This window comes from Mesorhizobium sp. M1182 (assembly GCF_040318335.1).
Lineage (GTDB): Bacteria > Pseudomonadota > Alphaproteobacteria > Rhizobiales > Rhizobiaceae > Mesorhizobium.
The window spans coordinates 480,845-496,665 of the sequence record NZ_JAMYMD010000001.1; the positions used below are offsets into that span (position 1 = coordinate 480,845).

17 protein-coding genes are annotated in these 15,821 nt (G+C 62.9%); 9 read left to right on the forward strand and 8 right to left on the reverse strand.

All coding sequences use genetic code 11. The features are described 5' to 3' along the window. Complete coding sequence (locus tag NKH33_RS02210) at window positions 1–966, forward strand: ABC transporter permease (RefSeq protein WP_352502960.1); 966 nt, start codon at window positions 1–3, stop codon at window positions 964–966. A 62-nt stretch (window positions 967–1,028) separates the two neighbouring features. Here the strand turns inward: NKH33_RS02210 and NKH33_RS02215 are convergent, their stop codons facing one another. Both NKH33_RS02215 and NKH33_RS02220 read right to left on the reverse strand, forming a co-directional pair. Then, complete coding sequence (locus tag NKH33_RS02215; RefSeq protein ID WP_352502211.1) at window positions 1,029–1,865, reverse strand: amidohydrolase family protein; 837 nt, start codon at window positions 1,863–1,865, stop codon at window positions 1,029–1,031. A 66-nt stretch (window positions 1,866–1,931) separates the two neighbouring features. Then, window positions 1,932–2,720: an IclR family transcriptional regulator gene (locus NKH33_RS02220; protein ID WP_352502210.1), complete on the reverse strand. Its 789-nt coding sequence runs from the start codon at window positions 2,718–2,720 to the stop codon at window positions 1,932–1,934. 159 nt (window positions 2,721–2,879) lie between these two features. On the opposite strand from NKH33_RS02220, the gene NKH33_RS02225 reads away from it, so the two are divergent. From NKH33_RS02225 to NKH33_RS02260, 8 genes are all read left to right on the forward strand, one after another. Next, the gene (locus NKH33_RS02225) at window positions 2,880–4,196 is read left to right on the forward strand and encodes a type 2 periplasmic-binding domain-containing protein (RefSeq protein ID WP_352502209.1); all 1,317 of its coding nucleotides are present in this window, start codon (window positions 2,880–2,882) and stop codon (window positions 4,194–4,196) included. Between the two features lie 142 nt (window positions 4,197–4,338). After that, entirely contained in the window at window positions 4,339–5,235 is an 897-nt protein-coding gene (locus tag NKH33_RS02230) for a carbohydrate ABC transporter permease (RefSeq protein WP_352451568.1), read from the forward strand. A 2-nt stretch (window positions 5,236–5,237) separates the two neighbouring features. Further along, complete coding sequence (locus tag NKH33_RS02235) at window positions 5,238–6,104, forward strand: carbohydrate ABC transporter permease (protein WP_352502208.1); 867 nt, start codon at window positions 5,238–5,240, stop codon at window positions 6,102–6,104. 1 nt (window position 6,105) lies between these two features. Beyond that, on the forward strand, window positions 6,106–7,203 hold the full coding sequence (locus NKH33_RS02240; RefSeq protein ID WP_352502207.1) for an ABC transporter ATP-binding protein: 1,098 nt from the start codon (window positions 6,106–6,108) through the stop codon (window positions 7,201–7,203). 4 nt (window positions 7,204–7,207) lie between these two features. Then, on the forward strand, window positions 7,208–8,320 hold the full coding sequence (locus NKH33_RS02245; RefSeq protein WP_352918082.1) for a mandelate racemase/muconate lactonizing enzyme family protein: 1,113 nt from the start codon (window positions 7,208–7,210) through the stop codon (window positions 8,318–8,320). Between the two features lie 9 nt (window positions 8,321–8,329). After that, window positions 8,330–8,659: an L-rhamnose mutarotase gene (locus NKH33_RS02250; protein WP_352502205.1), complete on the forward strand. Its 330-nt coding sequence runs from the start codon at window positions 8,330–8,332 to the stop codon at window positions 8,657–8,659. Then, window positions 8,652–9,728 (forward strand): Gfo/Idh/MocA family protein, encoded by a 1,077-nt coding sequence (locus NKH33_RS02255; protein ID WP_352830870.1) that lies wholly within the window; start codon window positions 8,652–8,654, stop codon window positions 9,726–9,728. The genes NKH33_RS02250 and NKH33_RS02255 overlap by 8 nt, the downstream gene beginning before the upstream one ends. 1 nt (window position 9,729) lies before the next feature. Then, window positions 9,730–10,209 (forward strand): MaoC/PaaZ C-terminal domain-containing protein, encoded by a 480-nt coding sequence (locus NKH33_RS02260; protein WP_352502203.1) that lies wholly within the window; start codon window positions 9,730–9,732, stop codon window positions 10,207–10,209. Between the two features lie 213 nt (window positions 10,210–10,422). Here NKH33_RS02260 and NKH33_RS02265 read toward each other — a convergent pair whose 3' ends face one another. From NKH33_RS02265 to dctP, 6 genes are all read right to left on the reverse strand, one after another. After that, the gene (locus tag NKH33_RS02265) at window positions 10,423–11,379 is read right to left on the reverse strand and encodes a C-terminal binding protein (protein ID WP_352918083.1); all 957 of its coding nucleotides are present in this window, start codon (window positions 11,377–11,379) and stop codon (window positions 10,423–10,425) included. A gap of 12 nt (window positions 11,380–11,391) precedes the next feature. Continuing rightward, window positions 11,392–12,150, reverse strand: a complete 759-nt coding sequence (locus tag NKH33_RS02270; RefSeq protein ID WP_352472903.1) for an HpcH/HpaI aldolase family protein — start codon at window positions 12,148–12,150, stop codon at window positions 11,392–11,394. 42 nt (window positions 12,151–12,192) lie between these two features. Further along, the gene (locus NKH33_RS02275; protein ID WP_352472902.1) at window positions 12,193–12,903 is read right to left on the reverse strand and encodes a hypothetical protein; all 711 of its coding nucleotides are present in this window, start codon (window positions 12,901–12,903) and stop codon (window positions 12,193–12,195) included. Between the two features lie 26 nt (window positions 12,904–12,929). Beyond that, window positions 12,930–14,240, reverse strand: coding sequence for a TRAP transporter large permease (locus NKH33_RS02280; RefSeq protein WP_352472901.1), 1,311 nt, complete (start codon window positions 14,238–14,240; stop codon window positions 12,930–12,932). A 3-nt stretch (window positions 14,241–14,243) separates the two neighbouring features. Beyond that, complete coding sequence (locus tag NKH33_RS02285) at window positions 14,244–14,756, reverse strand: TRAP transporter small permease (protein WP_352472900.1); 513 nt, start codon at window positions 14,754–14,756, stop codon at window positions 14,244–14,246. Window positions 14,757–14,834: 78 nt separating this feature from the next. Continuing rightward, complete coding sequence (dctP, locus tag NKH33_RS02290) at window positions 14,835–15,812, reverse strand: TRAP transporter substrate-binding protein DctP (RefSeq protein ID WP_352472899.1); 978 nt, start codon at window positions 15,810–15,812, stop codon at window positions 14,835–14,837. Window positions 15,813–15,821 lie beyond the last annotated feature (9 nt).

A 15,821-nucleotide genomic window follows, 5' to 3' on the forward strand; every position in this document is an offset into this window, starting at 1 on the left:
ATGAGCCGGAACTGGTTCCAGTCCACCAATGCCCGCGTCGCCGGTGCCTTTGCCGTCGCTGTCGCCTTGCATCTCCTTGGCACCTTGCTCATCCCGGGCTACTCCCAGCCGTTCGCCATCCGGGCGCTGCTGGTGATCGCCTCGCTGCTGGCGGTGGCATCGATCGGCCAGACCCTCGTCGTAATCTTGGGCGGTATCGATCTGTCGATCCCCTTCATCATCGGCTTTGCCAATGTCGTTGCCGCACAGCTCTACGGCGTCGGCTGGAATTTTGCTCTTGTCTGCGCGGTCGTCAGCGCGCTCGCCTTACTGATCGGGGCGCTGAACGGCCTGATCTCGCGCGGGCTCGACATCCACCCGCTGATCGTCACGCTCGGCATCGGCATGATTGTGCAAGGCGCCGTCCTGTTGTGGACCGGTGGTTTTCCATCCGGATCGGCGCCGCAAGCGGTTTCCGCCTTCGTTTCGATCGGCGGTTCGGTCGGACCGCTGCCGGTGCCGGGGCTGGTGCCATGCGTACTGGTGCTGACCTTGCTGGTGGCGCTGGTGCTGGCGCGCACGCCATACGGCCGCCGTCTCTACGCCCTTGGCAGCAATCCAGGTGCTGCCCCGCTGGCGCTGATCGATCCGGTCCGCATGTGGACCGTGACCTATGCGGCAAGTGCCTTCTTCGCCGCCGCAGCCGGCGTGCTACTGCTCGGCTTCACCGGCTCTGCCTATGGCGATGTCGGCCAGCCCTATCTGTTCCAGACGATCGCGGCCGTGGTGGTCGGCGGCGCCGCCCTTGTCGGCGGCCGTGGCAGCTATTTCGGCACCATTGCCGGCGTGCTGGTGCTGACGGAGATCAACACGCTGCTGATCGGCCTCGGCTTCCGGCCCTCGACGGTGCAGGCGGCACTTGGCCTGGTCATCGTGCTCCTGGTTTCGCTCTACGGTCGCGAGCGGCACGTGTCGGCGACGATCTGAGGCCACCTATTCGTTTTAGCCGCATTTGTGCGACGCCCGATTCCACTTGGCTGCAAAATGCTCTACAAACTCCACAGCCGCTTGGCGTTGCCGGACAGCAGTTGCTGCCGTTCATCGGTGCTGGTGCCGGCAAGCAGCGCATGCGTTGCCGCAATCCAGGTCGCAAGCCCGCCGCCGAGTGTGCAGACCGGCCAGTCGCTGCCCCAGACGACGCGATCCCAGCCGAAGCATTTGATGGTGTGCTCGACATAGGAACGCAGCGTTTCGACAGTCCAGGATCCGGCATCCGCATAGGCGACCACACCGGAAATTTTGCCGACGACGTTCGGACGCCGCGCGATCTCCGCCATGTGCTCGCGCCAGGGGTGCTCGGCACCACCCTTGATGTCGGGCACGCCACAATGGTCGAGCACGAACTGCACATCTGGCGCGAGGTCGGCGAGTGCGATCGCCTTGGGGATCTGGTGCGGCAGAACGACGAGGTCGAAGGTCAGGCCGCTGCCGGCTAGCCGCTTGATGTTTTCGCGAAACAGCGCGCCTTCCGAAAGTTCATCCGGCACGACGTGCAGCACGCGGCGAAAGCCCTTGACGAAAGGATCGGCGCGCTGGCGCTCGAGATAGGCGGCAAAGCCCGGCTCTTCCGGACGGCAGGAGGCAATTGCCCCCCGCAGCAAGCTGGCCTTTTCCCGCGACAGCGCTTTGACACGGCCGGTTTCGGCCTCGATGTCGGCAGGATCGACATCGACCTCCATATGCAATGCGCCCTCGATGCCGGCGCGGCGGGCCTGGACTGCATATTCGTCGTAGGAGAAATCGCGGTTGAGTGCCGGCACGCCGGCCAGCCAGGGATAGCGCAGCGCGGACTGGTCGATCAGGTGCAGATGGGTGTCGAAGATCATGGTGGCGCGCTCCTCCTTGGGGCTTCGAGATCATCTCACGGAGAAAATCTTCATTCAAATAAGAATTCATCGCGATTGCTTGACGGTCGATCCCGCCAGTTGCGACAGCTTTTCGGTCGCTGCCAGCAGCAGCTCAATCGTCCTCGTAATGTCGGGCGCCTTGGGTGCGTTGACCAGGGTTATGTAGGGGATCGACAGTGCGGCGATCGCCTTGCCGTCCGAGCCGAGAACGGGTGTCGATAGGTTGAACACGCCTGCCGTCTGCATCGACGCCATCATCTCGTAGCCGCGTTCCCGGATCTGGTCGAGGCGGGCGAAGAATTCCGGCGATTGCGGTGGCTTGTCGGTGCTGCGCAGATGTTCTGAGATCATCATCTGCCGCTCTTCCGGCGGGCGGAACGCCAGCAACACATGGCCGGAGCCGGTATCGAACAGGCTGATATGCGAGCCGACGCGGATGGAGATGCCCCAGTAATCCGGCGCCTCCTGCTGTGCGATCACCACCGCGGAACCGCGGTCGAAGACGACGAGCTGATTTGCCTGCTGTGTGGTTTCGGCCAGTTCGCGCATCAGCGGCGTCGCATAGGAAACCAGCCGGCGCACCGGCGCGTGCAGCTGCGCCAGGCCAAACAGCTTGAGCGTCAGCGAATAACGGTCGCCATCCGGCCGCGTGACGTAGCCGCGCCGCACCAGCCGGTCCAGCATGCGGTAGAACTCGTTCGGACTGCGGTCGAGCTTCTTGGCGATTTCCGCCTGCGTCAGGCCGCCATCGACACCGGCCAGCAACTCGAGGATGTCGAGCCCCTTGTCCAGCGCCGGGGCTCGATAGCGGTCGTCTTCCTCGTCCTCTGCCATTCCGCTTCTCCAGTGAATTGCACTTTTCATATACGCATAACGGTATTGTTTCCGAAAGAACTTTCGGCTTGACGATCCTGTAAATGTTTTGTTTGTATATGAATGAAGCTGCCGATCCGCCCTCACTATGGATCGACGCGGACTCTTGGGAGGATACCGATGACGAAACTGTTTTGCGGCCTGTCGGCCGGCGTAACGCTGCTCGCACTGGGTGCGAGTGCCCTTGCTGCCGACCTGCCCGGCAAATTCGACGGCGTCACCATCGACGCCAAGCTGATCGGCGGCCAGCAATATGAAGGGCTGTACGCGCGCATCGGCGAATGGGAAAAACTGACCGGCGCCAAGGTCAACGTGATCTCGAAGAAAAACCACTTCGAGCTCGACAAGGAAATCAAGTCGGACATCGCCTCCGGCAGCATCAACTGGTGCGTTGGGTCGAACCACTCGTCCTTCGCGCCGCAATATCCTGATATCTACACCGATCTCAACAAGCTGCTGCCGAAGGAGGAGATCGACGCCTTCGTGCCGTCGACGATCAAGGCGTCGACGCTCGACGACAAGCTGGTGATGCTGCCGCGCGCGCAGTTCGACGTCTCGGCGCTCTACTACCAGAAGAGCCTCTACCAGGACGAAGCCAAGAAGGCCGCCTACAAGGCCAAGTACGGCAAGGAACTGACACCGCCCGACACCTGGGACGAGGTCGCTCAGCAGGCGGAATTCTTCGCCAGCCCGCCCGATTTCTACGGTACCCAGTTCGCCGGCAAGGAAGAGGCGATCAACGGCCGCTTTTACGAGATGCTCATCGCCGACGGCGGCGAATACCTCGACAAGGATGGCAAGCCGGCCTTCAACTCGGAAGCCGGCGTGCACGCGCTCGACTGGTTCGTCAATCTCTACAAGGCCAAGGCGGTGCCGGCCGGCACCACCAACTATCTGTGGGACGATCTCGGCCAGGGCTTTGCCTCGGGCACCGTCGCCATCAACCTCGACTGGCCGGGCTGGGCAGGCTTCTTCAACGATCCGAAGTCGTCGAAGGTCGCCGGCAATGTCGGCGTGAAGGTGGCGCCGAAGGGATCGGCCGGCATTCGCACCGGCTGGTCGGGGCACCACGGATTTTCGGTCACCGAAAACTGCGCCAGCAAGGAAGCCGCGGCATCGCTGGTCTGGTTCCTGACCAATGAGGACAGCCAGAAGCTCGAGGCGGCAAGCGGCCCACTGCCGACCCGCACGGCAGTGTGGGACTGGGACATCCAGCAGGCGGCCAATGATCCTTACAAGAAGGAAGTGTTGGCGGCTTTCCAGGAAGAGGCAAAGCACGCTTTTGCCGTGCCGCAGACACCTGAATGGATCGAAATCTCCAACGCCGTCTATCCCGAATTGCAGGCCGCCATCCTTGGCGACAAGACCTCCAAGCAGGCGCTGGACGACGCTGCCGCCAAGGCCACGCAAATCCTCGAGGACGCCGGCAAGCTTTGACCATTCTCCCAAGGGGGCGCCGCGCTCATCGAAGAGCGGCGTCCCCGAACTTTTTACGAACCATGCGCAACACGCTTTGTCTTGATCCCAGCTCGCCGATGGCGGCCTTCGGCGTCCGGGCACCAAACAGAACCGGATCGCCATGAAAGGCTGGAGACCTTCGCCGCCATTGCTGCTCCTGCTGCCGGCGGTGATCGTTCTGGCGGCGGTGGTGGTGGTGCCGCTGCTGCTTTCGCTCTATTCCAGCTTCACGCCGTTCCGGCTGACCAGGCCGGAGACGTTCTGGGTCTTCATCGGCGCGCGCAACTACGTCGCCATCCTGACCAGCCGCGCTTTCTGGGTCGCCTTTGCCCGCACCGTGGTGCTGCTGACGGTGGCGCTCAACCTGGAAATGCTGATCGGGCTCGGGCTGGCCCTGCTGGTGGAGAAAGCGTCGCGCGGCCAGCGGATCCTGCGCACCATCATGATGTTTCCGATGATGTTTTCGCCGATCCTCGTCGGCTTCCAGTTCAAATTCATGTTCAACGACAATATCGGCCTGGTGAACAACGCCCTGCAGGGGCTCGGCCTGACAGATCGCGCCATCCCGTGGCTGATCGACGGAAATCTCGCCTTCATCGCCATCCTGATCGCCGAGATCTGGTCGTCGACCTCGGTGTTCGCGATCCTGATCCTGGCCGGGCTGCTGGCGATGCCGCGCGAACCGGTCGAGGCGGCCCGCGTCGACGGCTGCACGCCGTGGCAGACATTCCGCTATGTCACCTGGCCGTTCATCATGCCGTTTGCCTTTATCGCCATGACCATCCGCTCACTCGACGTCGCGCGCGCCTATGACATCGTCAAGATCATGACCGACGGCGGCCCCGCCGGCCGCACTGAACTGGTCTGGACGCTGGTCGCCCGCACCGCCTATGGCGATGCCAGGATGGGAATGGCCAATGCCATGGCCTATTTCTCGATCCTGCTGTCGATCCTGTTCACAGTCTATTTCTACCGCAAGCTCGCCGCGGCGCGGACGCAGATCGCGGCGGAGTGGTGAGGATGGACCAGAACAGCCTGCATCGAGTCGGCAACAAAGCGCTCGGCATCGTTCACGGCATGGGACTGTTCCTGGCCATGCTGGTCATCTGCCTGCCCGGCATCTGGATCGTGCTGTCGTCGCTGCGGCCGACCGTCGAAATCATGGCCAAGCCGCCGGTGTGGATCCCGCAGCAACTCTCGCTCGACGCCTACATCGCCATGTTCAGCGGCGTCGGCCAGGGCGGCATTCCGGTGCTCGACTACTTCCGCAATTCGCTGATCATCTCGGTGACCTCGACGGTGATCGCCATCGTCATCGGCATGGCCGGCGGCTATGCCTTTGCGCGCTACCGCTTTCGCGCCAAGTCGGCGATGTTCCTCGGCCTGATGCTGACGCGCACGGTGCCCGGCATCGCGCTGTCGCTGCCGCTGTTCTTCGTCTTTGCGCGGCTCGGCATCATCGACACGCATTTCGGACTGATCCTGGTCTATGTCGCGCTCAACGTGCCGTTCACCGTCTGGCTGATCGACGGCTTTTTCCGCCAGGTGCCGAAAGACCTCGCCGAAGCCGCGCAAATCGACGGCTGCACGCGCTGGCAGGCCTTCTGGCAGGTCGAGTTTCCACTCGCCGGGCCCGGCATCGCCTCGGCCGGCATCTTTGCCTTCCTCACCTCCTGGAACGAGTTCGCGCTCGCCTCGCAGCTGACGCGCTCGATCAACTCCAAGACCCTGCCGGTCGGCCTGCTCGACTATACGGCCGAATTCACCATCGACTGGCGCGGCATGTGCGCGCTCGCCGTGGTCATGGTCATACCGGCGCTCACGCTTACCTTCATCGTCCAGAAACACCTCGTCGGCGGCCTCACTTCCGGCGCGGTGAAAGGCTGACATGGCAACAGTATCGCTCAAGAAACTCACCAAGAGCTACGGTCCGGTGGCGGTGGTGCACGGCATCGATCTCGAGGTCGCCGACCGCGAATTCATCGCGCTGGTCGGGCCGTCCGGTTGCGGCAAGTCGACAACCCTGCGCATGATCGCCGGCCTCGAGGCGATCAGCGACGGGATCATCGAGATCGGCGGCCGCATGGTCAACGACCTGCCGCCGCGCTCGCGCAACATCTCGATGGTGTTCCAGTCCTATGCGCTCTACCCGCATATGACCGTGCGCGAAAACCTCGGCTTCTCGCTCAAGATAGCCGGCGCCGCGAAAGAAGAAATGGACCGTCGCGTCGCCGAAGCGTCCGGCATTCTCGGCCTCGACCAATTGCTCGAGCGCCGGCCGTCGCAGCTGTCCGGCGGACAGCGCCAGCGCGTCGCCATGGGCCGCGCCATCGTGCGCGATCCCGACGTCTTCCTGTTCGACGAGCCGCTTTCCAATCTCGACGCCAAGCTTCGGACGCAGATGCGCACCGAGATCAAGAAGCTGCACGCCAAGGTCAAGTCGACAGTGATCTACGTCACCCACGACCAGGTCGAAGCGATGACATTGGCGGACCGTATCGTCATCATGCGTGACGGTTTCATCGAGCAGGTCGGCACACCCGACGAGGTCTTCCGCCGGCCGCAGACACGCTTCGTCGCGGGCTTCATCGGCTCGCCGCCGATGAATCTGCATGAGGCGGTTGTCGACGACGGACAGTTGCTGTTCGCCAGCGGCGAGAGGCTGCCTTTGCCCAGCCAGTTCAAGGCCAATATCGAGGCCGGCGACAAAGTCGTGTTCGGCCTCAGGCCCGACGACATCTATCCGACCGGGCATGGCATCAGCTCCGGCGAAGACGTCGACGTCCACCAGGTGGAGTTGCCGGTGACCGTCACCGAGCCGCTCGGCAACGAGACGCTGGTGTTTGCCGAATTCAACGGCAGCGACTGGGTATCGCGGATGCTCAATCCAAAGCCGCTGAAAGCCGGCGACCGGGTCAAGATGAGCCTGGACCTGTCGCAGGCCCATCTGTTTTCCGCCGAAACGGGCAGGACATTGCGAGGTTAAAACCATGGCAAAGATCGAGAAAATCGAACTGCGGATGGTCGACCTGATGCCGAAGGTCAAGCGCACCGATGCCATCCAGAGTTTTGTCAGCCAGGAGACACCGATCGTCACCATCACCGACGCGGACGGCGCGGTCGGCACCGGCTACAGCTATACGATCGGCACCGGCGGCTCCTCGGTGATGCGGCTGCTGGCCGACCACCTTGCGCCGCGGCTGATCGGCCGCGACGCCGACAGGATCGAGGCGATCTGGCACGAGCTGGAGTTCGCCACCCATGCCACGACGATCGGCGCGATCACGGCAATCGCGCTCGCGGCCATCGACACTGCCCTTTGGGACCTGCGGGCCAGGAAACAGAGGCTGCCGCTGTGGCAGCTGGCCGGCGGCGCCAAGGACCGCTGCCCGCTCTACACGACCGAAGGCGGTTGGCTGCATATCGAAACCGAGGCGCTGGTCGCGGATGCGCTGGCCGCCAAGGCCAAGGGGTTTCGCGGCTCGAAGGTCAAGATCGGCAAGCCGCACGGCTCCGAGGATCTTGCCCGGCTGACGGCGGTGCGCCGGGCGGTTGGAGACTCCTACGAGATCATGACCGACTGCAACCAGGGCTTTTCGGTCGACGAGGCGATCCGCCGGGCCGAGCGCTGGCGTGAACTCGATCTCGCCTGGATCGAGGAACCGTTGCCGGCCGACGACATAGACGGCCATATCCGCCTGTCGAATGCGACGTCGACGCCGATCGCCGTCGGCGAGTCGCTCTACTCGATCCGGCATTTCCGCGAATATATGCAGAAGGGCGCGTGCTCGATCGTGCAGGTCGATGTCGGCCGCATCGGCGGCATCACGCCGTGGCTGAAGGTGGCGCATGCAGCCGAGGCGTTCGACATACCGGTCTGCCCGCATTTCCTGATGGAACTGCATGTCAGCCTGACATGCGCCGTTCAGAACGGCAGATATGTCGAGTATATTCCCCAGCTCGACGAGCTGACCGGCAAGAAAATGCGTATCGAGGACGGGCACGCATTGGCGCCGGACGAGCCCGGCATCGGCATCGACTGGGACTGGGATGCGATCAAGGCGAAGAGCATCGCGGAATTCACCATGGCGATAGTGAAGTAGGAGGCGGACATGCAGCGAATGGGAATGGTGCTCGGCCTCAAGCCGGAGAAAGTCGCCGAGTATGTGCGGCTTCACGCTGCCGTGTGGCCGGACGTCCTCAAGATGATTTCCGCCTGCAACATCAAGAATTATTCGATTTATCTGAGGGAGCCGGAGCACCTTTTGTTCAGCACCTTCGAGTACCACGGCACCGACTATGCCGCCGACATGGCGAAGATGGCCGCCGATCCCACGACGCAGGAATGGTGGGCGCTCTGCATGCCATGCCAGGAGCCGCTGCCGACCCGCAAGGACGGCGAGTGGTGGGCGTCGATGGACGAAGTCTTCCATTATGACTGATGACATTTTCGATCCTGCCTCGCTTTCCCAGGCCTGGGCACAGCCGTCAAAGCCCAGGCCGATCGTGATTTTCGGCGCCGGCTCGATCGTCGGCGATGCGCATTTCCCGGCCTATGGGAAAGCCGGTTTTCCGGTTGCCGGGCTGTTCGACCCCGACCTGGCCAAGGCGGAAAAACTGGCGCAGAAATGGGGCGTCGCCGCTTACCGGTCGGTCGAGGAAGCTGCGTCAATCAAGGACGCCGTCTTCGATCTGGCGACGCCCCCGGCTCATCATGCCGGCGTGCTCAGGGCGTTGCCCGATGGTGCGGTGGCGCTGATCCAGAAGCCGATGGGCAGCAATCTCACCGAGGCGACCGAGATCCTCGAAATCTGCCGCGCCAAAGATCTGAAAGCGGCGGTGAATTTCCAGCTGCGCTTCGCGCCGATGATGCTGGCGCTCAGGGATGCGATCGCCAAGGGCTGGCTGGGCGAAGTGGTCGATTTCGACGCATGGCTGGCGCTGGCGACACCCTGGCAGCTCTGGGAATTCCTGTTGCGGGCGCCGCGCGTCGAGATCGCCATGCATTCGATCCATTATCTCGACCTGATCCGGCAATTGCTCGGCGACCCCAAGGGGGTTCACGCCAAGACACTCGGCCATCCCGGCCACAAGGTTGCGCAAACGCGCACCAGCGCGATCCTCGACTATGGCGACACGGTGCGCTGTGCACTGTCGATCAACCACGATCACAAATTCGGTCGAAAACACCAGGCCTGCGAATTCCGCATCTGCGGCACCGAAGGCGCCGCTTACCTCAAACTGGGCGTCAACCTCGACTATCCGCGCGGCGAGCCGGACATTCTCGAAATCTACCCCAAAGGCGGCACGGAATGGATTGCGGTTCCACTCGTCGGCGCATGGTTTCCGGACGCCTTTGCCGGCCGCATGGCCAATGTCCAGCGCTACGCGTCGGGCGAGGACGCCGAGCTTGTCAGTTCCGTCGAGGACGGCTGGAACACCATGGCGCTGGTCGAAGCCGCCTACCGATCGAGCGCGGCGCCGGCAACACCGATAGCGGCGAGGCCCTGACATGGAGCAGACAGTCTATTTCGAGGACTACCGGATCGGCTCGTCGCGCATGACCAGCGGGCGCACCATCACCGAGACCGACTTCGTCGTCCATGCCGGCCATACCGGTGATTTCTTTCCCCACCACATGGACGCCGAGTTCATGAAGACGACGCCGTTCGGGCAGCGCATCGCCCACGGCACGCTGGTGTTTTCGGTCGGCGTCGGGCTGACGGCCAGCGTCGTCAACCCGGTTGCCTTCTCCTATGGCTACGACCGGCTGCGCTTCATCAAGCCGGTGTTCATCGGCGATACGATCAGGACCCGCACCACCATCTCGGCTAGGGAAGACGACCCGAAGCGACCCGATTCAGGCCGGGTCGTCGAGCGCTGCGAGGTGATCAACCAGCATGGCGACGTGGTGCTGGTCGCCGATCACATCTACATCGTCGAGCGTCGCGACAAGCCGAGCAGAGCCTCGACAGATGACGCTGAAACCTAAAGACAAAAAAACCGCCTTGCGGCGGGTCCTCGGTGAATCATCACCATACGCAAATTAGTAGCATAGCTGCCGGCACAAAGCAAGAACAAAATGTGGCAAACCGGATAAATCGCGACAGGTTGCGCTGCCCCTTATCGCCCTGCGAACCCCGACTTGCAGGACTTGGGTTCCGCGGAGCAGGCGGATAGAGGTGGTGCCGACATCGGGAATTGGTCATATCCGGTTGACCGGATATACAGGCTTGCCGCCGCGCAGGACCGATGCGACATCGGCAAACACCTTGTTGCGAACCTCCGCGTAAGACTGGGTCGAGTAGTGCGCCGCGTGTGGACTGACCAGGACGGTGTCCAGCGCCAGCAGCGGATTATCGGGCGAAGGCGGCTCCCGCTCGAACGTGTCGATGCCGGCGCCTGCCAGATGGCCGCGCCGGATCGCGTCCGCCAATGCGACCTCGTCGACCAGGCCGCCGCGGGCCACGTTGATGAGTATCGCCCCTTCCTTCATCCGCGACAGGGCTTGCGCCGACATGATGTTTCTGGTCTCCGGTGTCGCTGGAACGTGCAGCGAGACGATGTCGGCCCTGGCCAGCAACTCGTCGAAGCCGACCGGTTCGGCATCACCGGCCGCGATTCGCTCGGCCGGCATATGCGGATCGTAGGCGATGATGTGGTAGCCGAAGACCCGCGCCCGCTCGGCAGTCAGCCGCCCGATCTGGCCGAAGCCGATCAGGCCGAGGATCTGCCTGTCGGGCCGTGTGATGCCGGCGCCGTCGGTCATTGCAGCCCAGCGGCCGGCGCGCACCGCGCTGTCGAACTGCTTCAGCCTGCGCGTCAAGGCCAGGACCAGGGCCATGGCGTGGGTGCTGACTTCAACCAGATTGGCGTCCGGCACGTAGGTTACCTGAACACCGGCACGGCTGGCGGCCTCGACGTCGATCGAATCGAGCCCTACGCCGAACCGTCCGATGACCTTGAGCCCCTTCAGTTCCGCCAAAACGCGAGCCGTGATCGGCTCTCGCAATACCATCAATGCGTCGGCGTCGCGGCAGTGTTCGATCAGGGCATCTTCCGTGAGCAGCGTCTTTTCGACAAACTCGGCGTTCAAGCCGTCGAGGTAGCGCAGCTGCTCCTCCTCGACTGACAGCACACCGTCGGTCTTGATGATCTTCATGGCAAACTCTTGCTATGAGGCGCTGCGCGCCGAGGCGACGCCGGCGGCAAGGCCGGCCCCGAGAAACATCGTGTCGCTGGCCAGCATGTAGAAGCTGATGCCGTGCCGCGACCATTTGCTGACATCATCCGCCGAAGGGCGAAAGATGCCCACGGCCTTGCGGGCCGTGCGCGCCGCGGCCGCGATCCTCATAATCGCTGCATTGAGCTTTTCCTGGCCGGCCGGCCCCATGGCGTCGATCGAAACCGACAGGTCGCCGGGACCGATGAAGATCACGTCGACGCCGTCGACCTGGACGATGTCGTCGATGTTGGCGAGCCCTTCGGCCGTCTCGACCTGGATGGCGACCGTCAGGACATCGTTGGCCGATTTGAGGTAGTCCGGAATGCTGTAGCCATAACCGGCGGCGCGGCCCGGGCCGACACCGCGGGCGCCGACCGGCGGGTAACGGCAGGCCATGACCGCCATGCGCGCTTGCTCGGCCGTGGAGACGCGCGGTACCAGGACACCCGACGCGCCGGCGTCGAGCGCGGCGGCCATCCACTCCGGCGTGTGGCCGGGAACGCGCACCATCGCGGGAACCTTGTGGACATCGGCGGCGCGGATCAGATCCTCGAGCCGTTCGCGGCCGATCTGCGAATGCTCCCAGTCGATGCACAGGAAATCGACCCCGCTGGCGGCGGCCACTTCGACCGCCACAGGGTGCGGGATGGCGCAGAAGGTGCCGATGAGGCGATCGAGAGAGATACATTTCTTGCGAAAGTCGTACATGAAATCTCCAGAAATTTTCGGCGTCGGCAAAAACCTGTTTGCCTATGTGGCCCTTGACGAAGGATGCACGGCTTCCGTCGACATCGGAAAATGCCGGCTGCCGCCTGAAAACGGCGGGAAGGTCTTGTAGTCGGCGCGCATCTCCAGCCGCGCCGGCGATTGCAGCGCGTGCGTCAATGCAGCGGGACTGTCGAACATGACGCGATTGCGCTGCATATGGTCGATCCGCGGCCAGGGCAGCGAACCGCACCAATCCAGTCGCGACAGAACCTCGATGTGGCGAATGCCGGGGAAGCCCCGCATCAATTGCGGATGATGCGTCACATAGTGGTAGAGCCAGGCATTCATGTCTTCGGCCGGCCCGGGATAGTGGACAAGATAGCTGCAGGGGAGCCCGGACGTCTTGACGCCAGCGTCGTCGACGGGAAACGGACGCACGCACATTGCCTGTTGCGTCGGCCTCGAACCGGCGATGCTCGACAGCATACCAGGTGCGGCAAGCGCCTGCAGATGGCCGGACGGCGCCAGCGCCGCCTCCATGTCCGCCAGTTCGTCGAAATAGAGCTGGAAGCCGAAGACCGGCGGCGGACCATCGTTGTTGAACATGTCCGCCACTTCGGGCAGATAGATGTTTGCAAGCGCAAGGCCCGGCGTCGATGCAATCACACGCCGCACGGCGTCAACATCTTCGCCGGCGATGGCCAAATTTGCCTCGCGGTCATCATGGAAGAAAGCAAGATAGGCAAAGCGCATGTGGACACCTGCTGGATCGAGTTCGACTAGATCAAATTCGGAAGAAAGAGAGCGATCTGCGGAAAGAGGACAATCAGCAGGATCAGCAGAAGCGTCAGCGCGATGTAAGGCGCCGCAGCCATGGCAACCGTCTTGAGCGATGTGCCTTTCGGCGCAACGCCGATCATGATGAACAGCAGCAGGCCAAACGGCGGCGTGGTGAAGCCGACCTCGTAGGCGAGCAGCAGGATCAGCCCGAACCATACCGGCTCGTAGCCGAATTGCTGGGCGATCGGCAGGAAGATCGGCAGCGTGATCAGCATCATCGAGACCTGATCCATGAACATGCCGAGCAGCAGGATGACGAGCACCATCATGAGCAGCATGGGATACGGTCCAAGATCGTAGCCGACGATGAACTGGATAAAGCCGTTGGAGGCGCCGGAGAAGGCGAATATCTGCGAGAACGTCGTCGAAGCCGAGATGATCAGGAAGGTCATGCCGGTGACCTTCATCGCATCGTCCAGCGACTTCCAGACAACCGACCAGCTGAACCGCCGGTAGACAAACAACAAGGCGAAGACAGCGGCACAGCCGAGGCCTGCCGACTCGGTCGGGGTCGCTATTCCAAGGATGATCGTGCCGACCACCATGAACACGATGACGCTCATCGGAATGATGTTGACGGCGACCGCCCTCACCTTCTCGGCCGCGGGGACGGCGGGCACCGGATAGTGCGGAGCGGCGTCCGGATCGATCTTTGTCTGCGCGAAGATCAGCGCCGCGTACATGAGAACGAGCAGCAGTCCCGGCAGAGCCCCCGCTATGAGCAGCGCGCCGACGTCGATCTGGGCCAGCGAGCCGAGCAAGACGGCCAGCGAGGATGGCGGGATGATGACGGCAAGGCTTCCGGCGCCAAGCACCGGGCCGTAGGCCATGTGCGGCTTGTAGCCCCGCTTCAGCATCTCGGGCACCATCAGCGAGCCCATCATGCCGGTATTGGCGAGGCTCGAGCCCGACAGCGCGGAAAAGATCGTGCCGGCGGCCAGCACGACATAGGCGAGGCGTCCGCGCAGATTGCCGATGCACAGGTCGAGCGCGTAGACGACCTTCTCGCCGAGGCCGGAGCGGAAGAACAGGCTGCCCATGACGAGAAACATCGGCAGCGGGGCAAGCGCGTAGGTCGAGACAGCGTCGGAGAAGTTGGCGACCATCTGCGTCACGCCGATCGAGCCGCCGAAGAACAGATACAGCCCGATCACATTGGTGACGAAGAACGCGAAGGCGACCGGCAGCCCAAGGCCCATCAACACCAGGATGGTGCCAACGAGCACGGCGAATGGAAACAGCCAGGCCACCGGTCAGAGCCCTTCCATTTCCAGCGGATCGAGCGTGTACAGCGTGTCACGGCCGAGCAGATATCTGAGCCATTCCAGCGCCGAGAGATAGAAGGCGAGCATGATGGGCAGAAAGACCAGCCATTTCGGCATATCGAAGCTGCGCGTTTCGTATTCGCCGCCCGCAACGGCACTTGTCAGCGAAGACAGAGCGACGCTGCCGAGGTAGAGGCTGACGCCGATGCAGGCGAGATAGACCAGCTTTTCAAGCACCACCCGTGCCCGCACCGGCAGCGCCTGGCGCAGGAACTCGACGAAGACATGGCCCTTGCTGTGGACCAGCCAGGGCATCGGCAGGAATGCCGCGTAGAGCAGGCCGTATTCCGTCGCCGACACCGCCCAGGCAAGCGGCCTCAGGCCCAGATTGCGGACGCACACATCAGCAACCACCGCGACGATGATGAGGCCAAGCACCACTTTTGCCGCCGCCGCCAACGCAAGGCTCAGCTTCCCAATCGCTGCAAACAATCTGTCCATGCCCGACGACCCCCATGTCCACCTTCGTCCTCTTGGCCCAGCTTTGATGGAGGGCACGCAAGGCACCCTCGGCTCGGGCTACTGGAAGAATTTCTTCAACTGATCGATGTTGGTGGGATCGCGTTTGGCCATTCTCGCCCAGCTCGCCTGCGTGGCAGCCGCCAGGAATTTGTCGCGGCCGGCGCCGGTCAAGCTGATCACCTTCTGCCCGCCGTCGATCATCGCCTGTGCCTGTTTTTCGGACTGGGCAAGGTTGGCGTCATAGCTCGCGCGCTCGTATTCGACGGCCGTGTCGGCAAGCAGCTTCTGCGCTTCGGGCGACAGCGTGTCCCATTTGGCCTTGTTGATCGAGATCAGCACGTCGGTTTTGAAGAACTGCGGGTCGACACGGTATTTGGTGAATTTGTCCCAGCCGAACGACGCATAGCCAAACACGGTATACGCGTTGGCATTGACGACGCCGCGCTCGAGCGAGGTATAGACATCCCCCGGCGCTTGCACGATCACCGTTGCGCCCAAGGATTCAAGGAAATCGCGGTAGAGCGGCGACGAGCGGATCTTCAGACTGCCCCAGTCGATGCTGCCTTCGCTGTTGAGCTTGGGTTCGTCGACGGTGAAGACGTTGAAGCCCGAGCCCGCGTCGACATGCGCCAGCAGATGGGCATTGGCCTTCTTCTCGAAAATCCCGCTGATGAAGTCCCAGCCGCCATTGTCGCGAACCTCCCACGGCGTCTTCGTCGATGCGGAGAAAACCTCGCCTTCGGGCACGAGTTCGAGGAACTGCCCTGCCGGTGTGTCGATCACATCGATCAGGCCGCTCCTGAGCGCCGCGCCCTGCTGGATCGGCGGAATGACCTCCGGCCCGCCACGGACGTTGATCTGGACCACGCCCTTGCCCTTTTCGTTCACCTTCTGAACGAACTTCAGGAAGCTCTGCGCGTAGCCGTTCTGCGTCGGCGTAAAATGCACGGCGTTGAGGACGACCTCTTCGGCCGCGGCGCTACCCGCCACACCCGACATGAGTGCAGCCAGAACAAGGGATTTCCAAATGCGCATTGCCATACT

What these genes read in the sequence shown, in the direction of transcription:
- NKH33_RS02210 (WP_352502960.1), top strand. Translation starts at nt 1, where the DNA reads ATGAGCCGGAACTGGTTCCAGTCCACCAATGCCCGCGTCGCCGGTGCC.
- NKH33_RS02215 (WP_352502211.1), bottom strand. Translation starts at nt 1,865, where the DNA reads ATGATCTTCGACACCCATCTGCACCTGATCGACCAGTCCGCGCTGCGC.
- NKH33_RS02220 (WP_352502210.1), bottom strand. Translation starts at nt 2,720, where the DNA reads ATGGCAGAGGACGAGGAAGACGACCGCTATCGAGCCCCGGCGCTGGAC.
- NKH33_RS02225 (WP_352502209.1), top strand. Translation starts at nt 2,880, where the DNA reads ATGACGAAACTGTTTTGCGGCCTGTCGGCCGGCGTAACGCTGCTCGCA.
- NKH33_RS02230 (WP_352451568.1), top strand. Translation starts at nt 4,339, where the DNA reads ATGAAAGGCTGGAGACCTTCGCCGCCATTGCTGCTCCTGCTGCCGGCG.
- NKH33_RS02235 (WP_352502208.1), top strand. Translation starts at nt 5,238, where the DNA reads ATGGACCAGAACAGCCTGCATCGAGTCGGCAACAAAGCGCTCGGCATC.
- NKH33_RS02240 (WP_352502207.1), top strand. Translation starts at nt 6,106, where the DNA reads ATGGCAACAGTATCGCTCAAGAAACTCACCAAGAGCTACGGTCCGGTG.
- NKH33_RS02245 (WP_352918082.1), top strand. Translation starts at nt 7,208, where the DNA reads ATGGCAAAGATCGAGAAAATCGAACTGCGGATGGTCGACCTGATGCCG.
- NKH33_RS02250 (WP_352502205.1), top strand. Translation starts at nt 8,330, where the DNA reads ATGCAGCGAATGGGAATGGTGCTCGGCCTCAAGCCGGAGAAAGTCGCC.
- NKH33_RS02255 (WP_352830870.1), top strand. Translation starts at nt 8,652, where the DNA reads ATGACTGATGACATTTTCGATCCTGCCTCGCTTTCCCAGGCCTGGGCA.
- NKH33_RS02260 (WP_352502203.1), top strand. Translation starts at nt 9,730, where the DNA reads ATGGAGCAGACAGTCTATTTCGAGGACTACCGGATCGGCTCGTCGCGC.
- NKH33_RS02265 (WP_352918083.1), bottom strand. Translation starts at nt 11,379, where the DNA reads ATGAAGATCATCAAGACCGACGGTGTGCTGTCAGTCGAGGAGGAGCAG.
- NKH33_RS02270 (WP_352472903.1), bottom strand. Translation starts at nt 12,150, where the DNA reads ATGTACGACTTTCGCAAGAAATGTATCTCTCTCGATCGCCTCATCGGC.
- NKH33_RS02275 (WP_352472902.1), bottom strand. Translation starts at nt 12,903, where the DNA reads ATGCGCTTTGCCTATCTTGCTTTCTTCCATGATGACCGCGAGGCAAAT.
- NKH33_RS02285 (WP_352472900.1), bottom strand. Translation starts at nt 14,756, where the DNA reads ATGGACAGATTGTTTGCAGCGATTGGGAAGCTGAGCCTTGCGTTGGCG.
- dctP (WP_352472899.1), bottom strand. Translation starts at nt 15,812, where the DNA reads ATGCGCATTTGGAAATCCCTTGTTCTGGCTGCACTCATGTCGGGTGTG.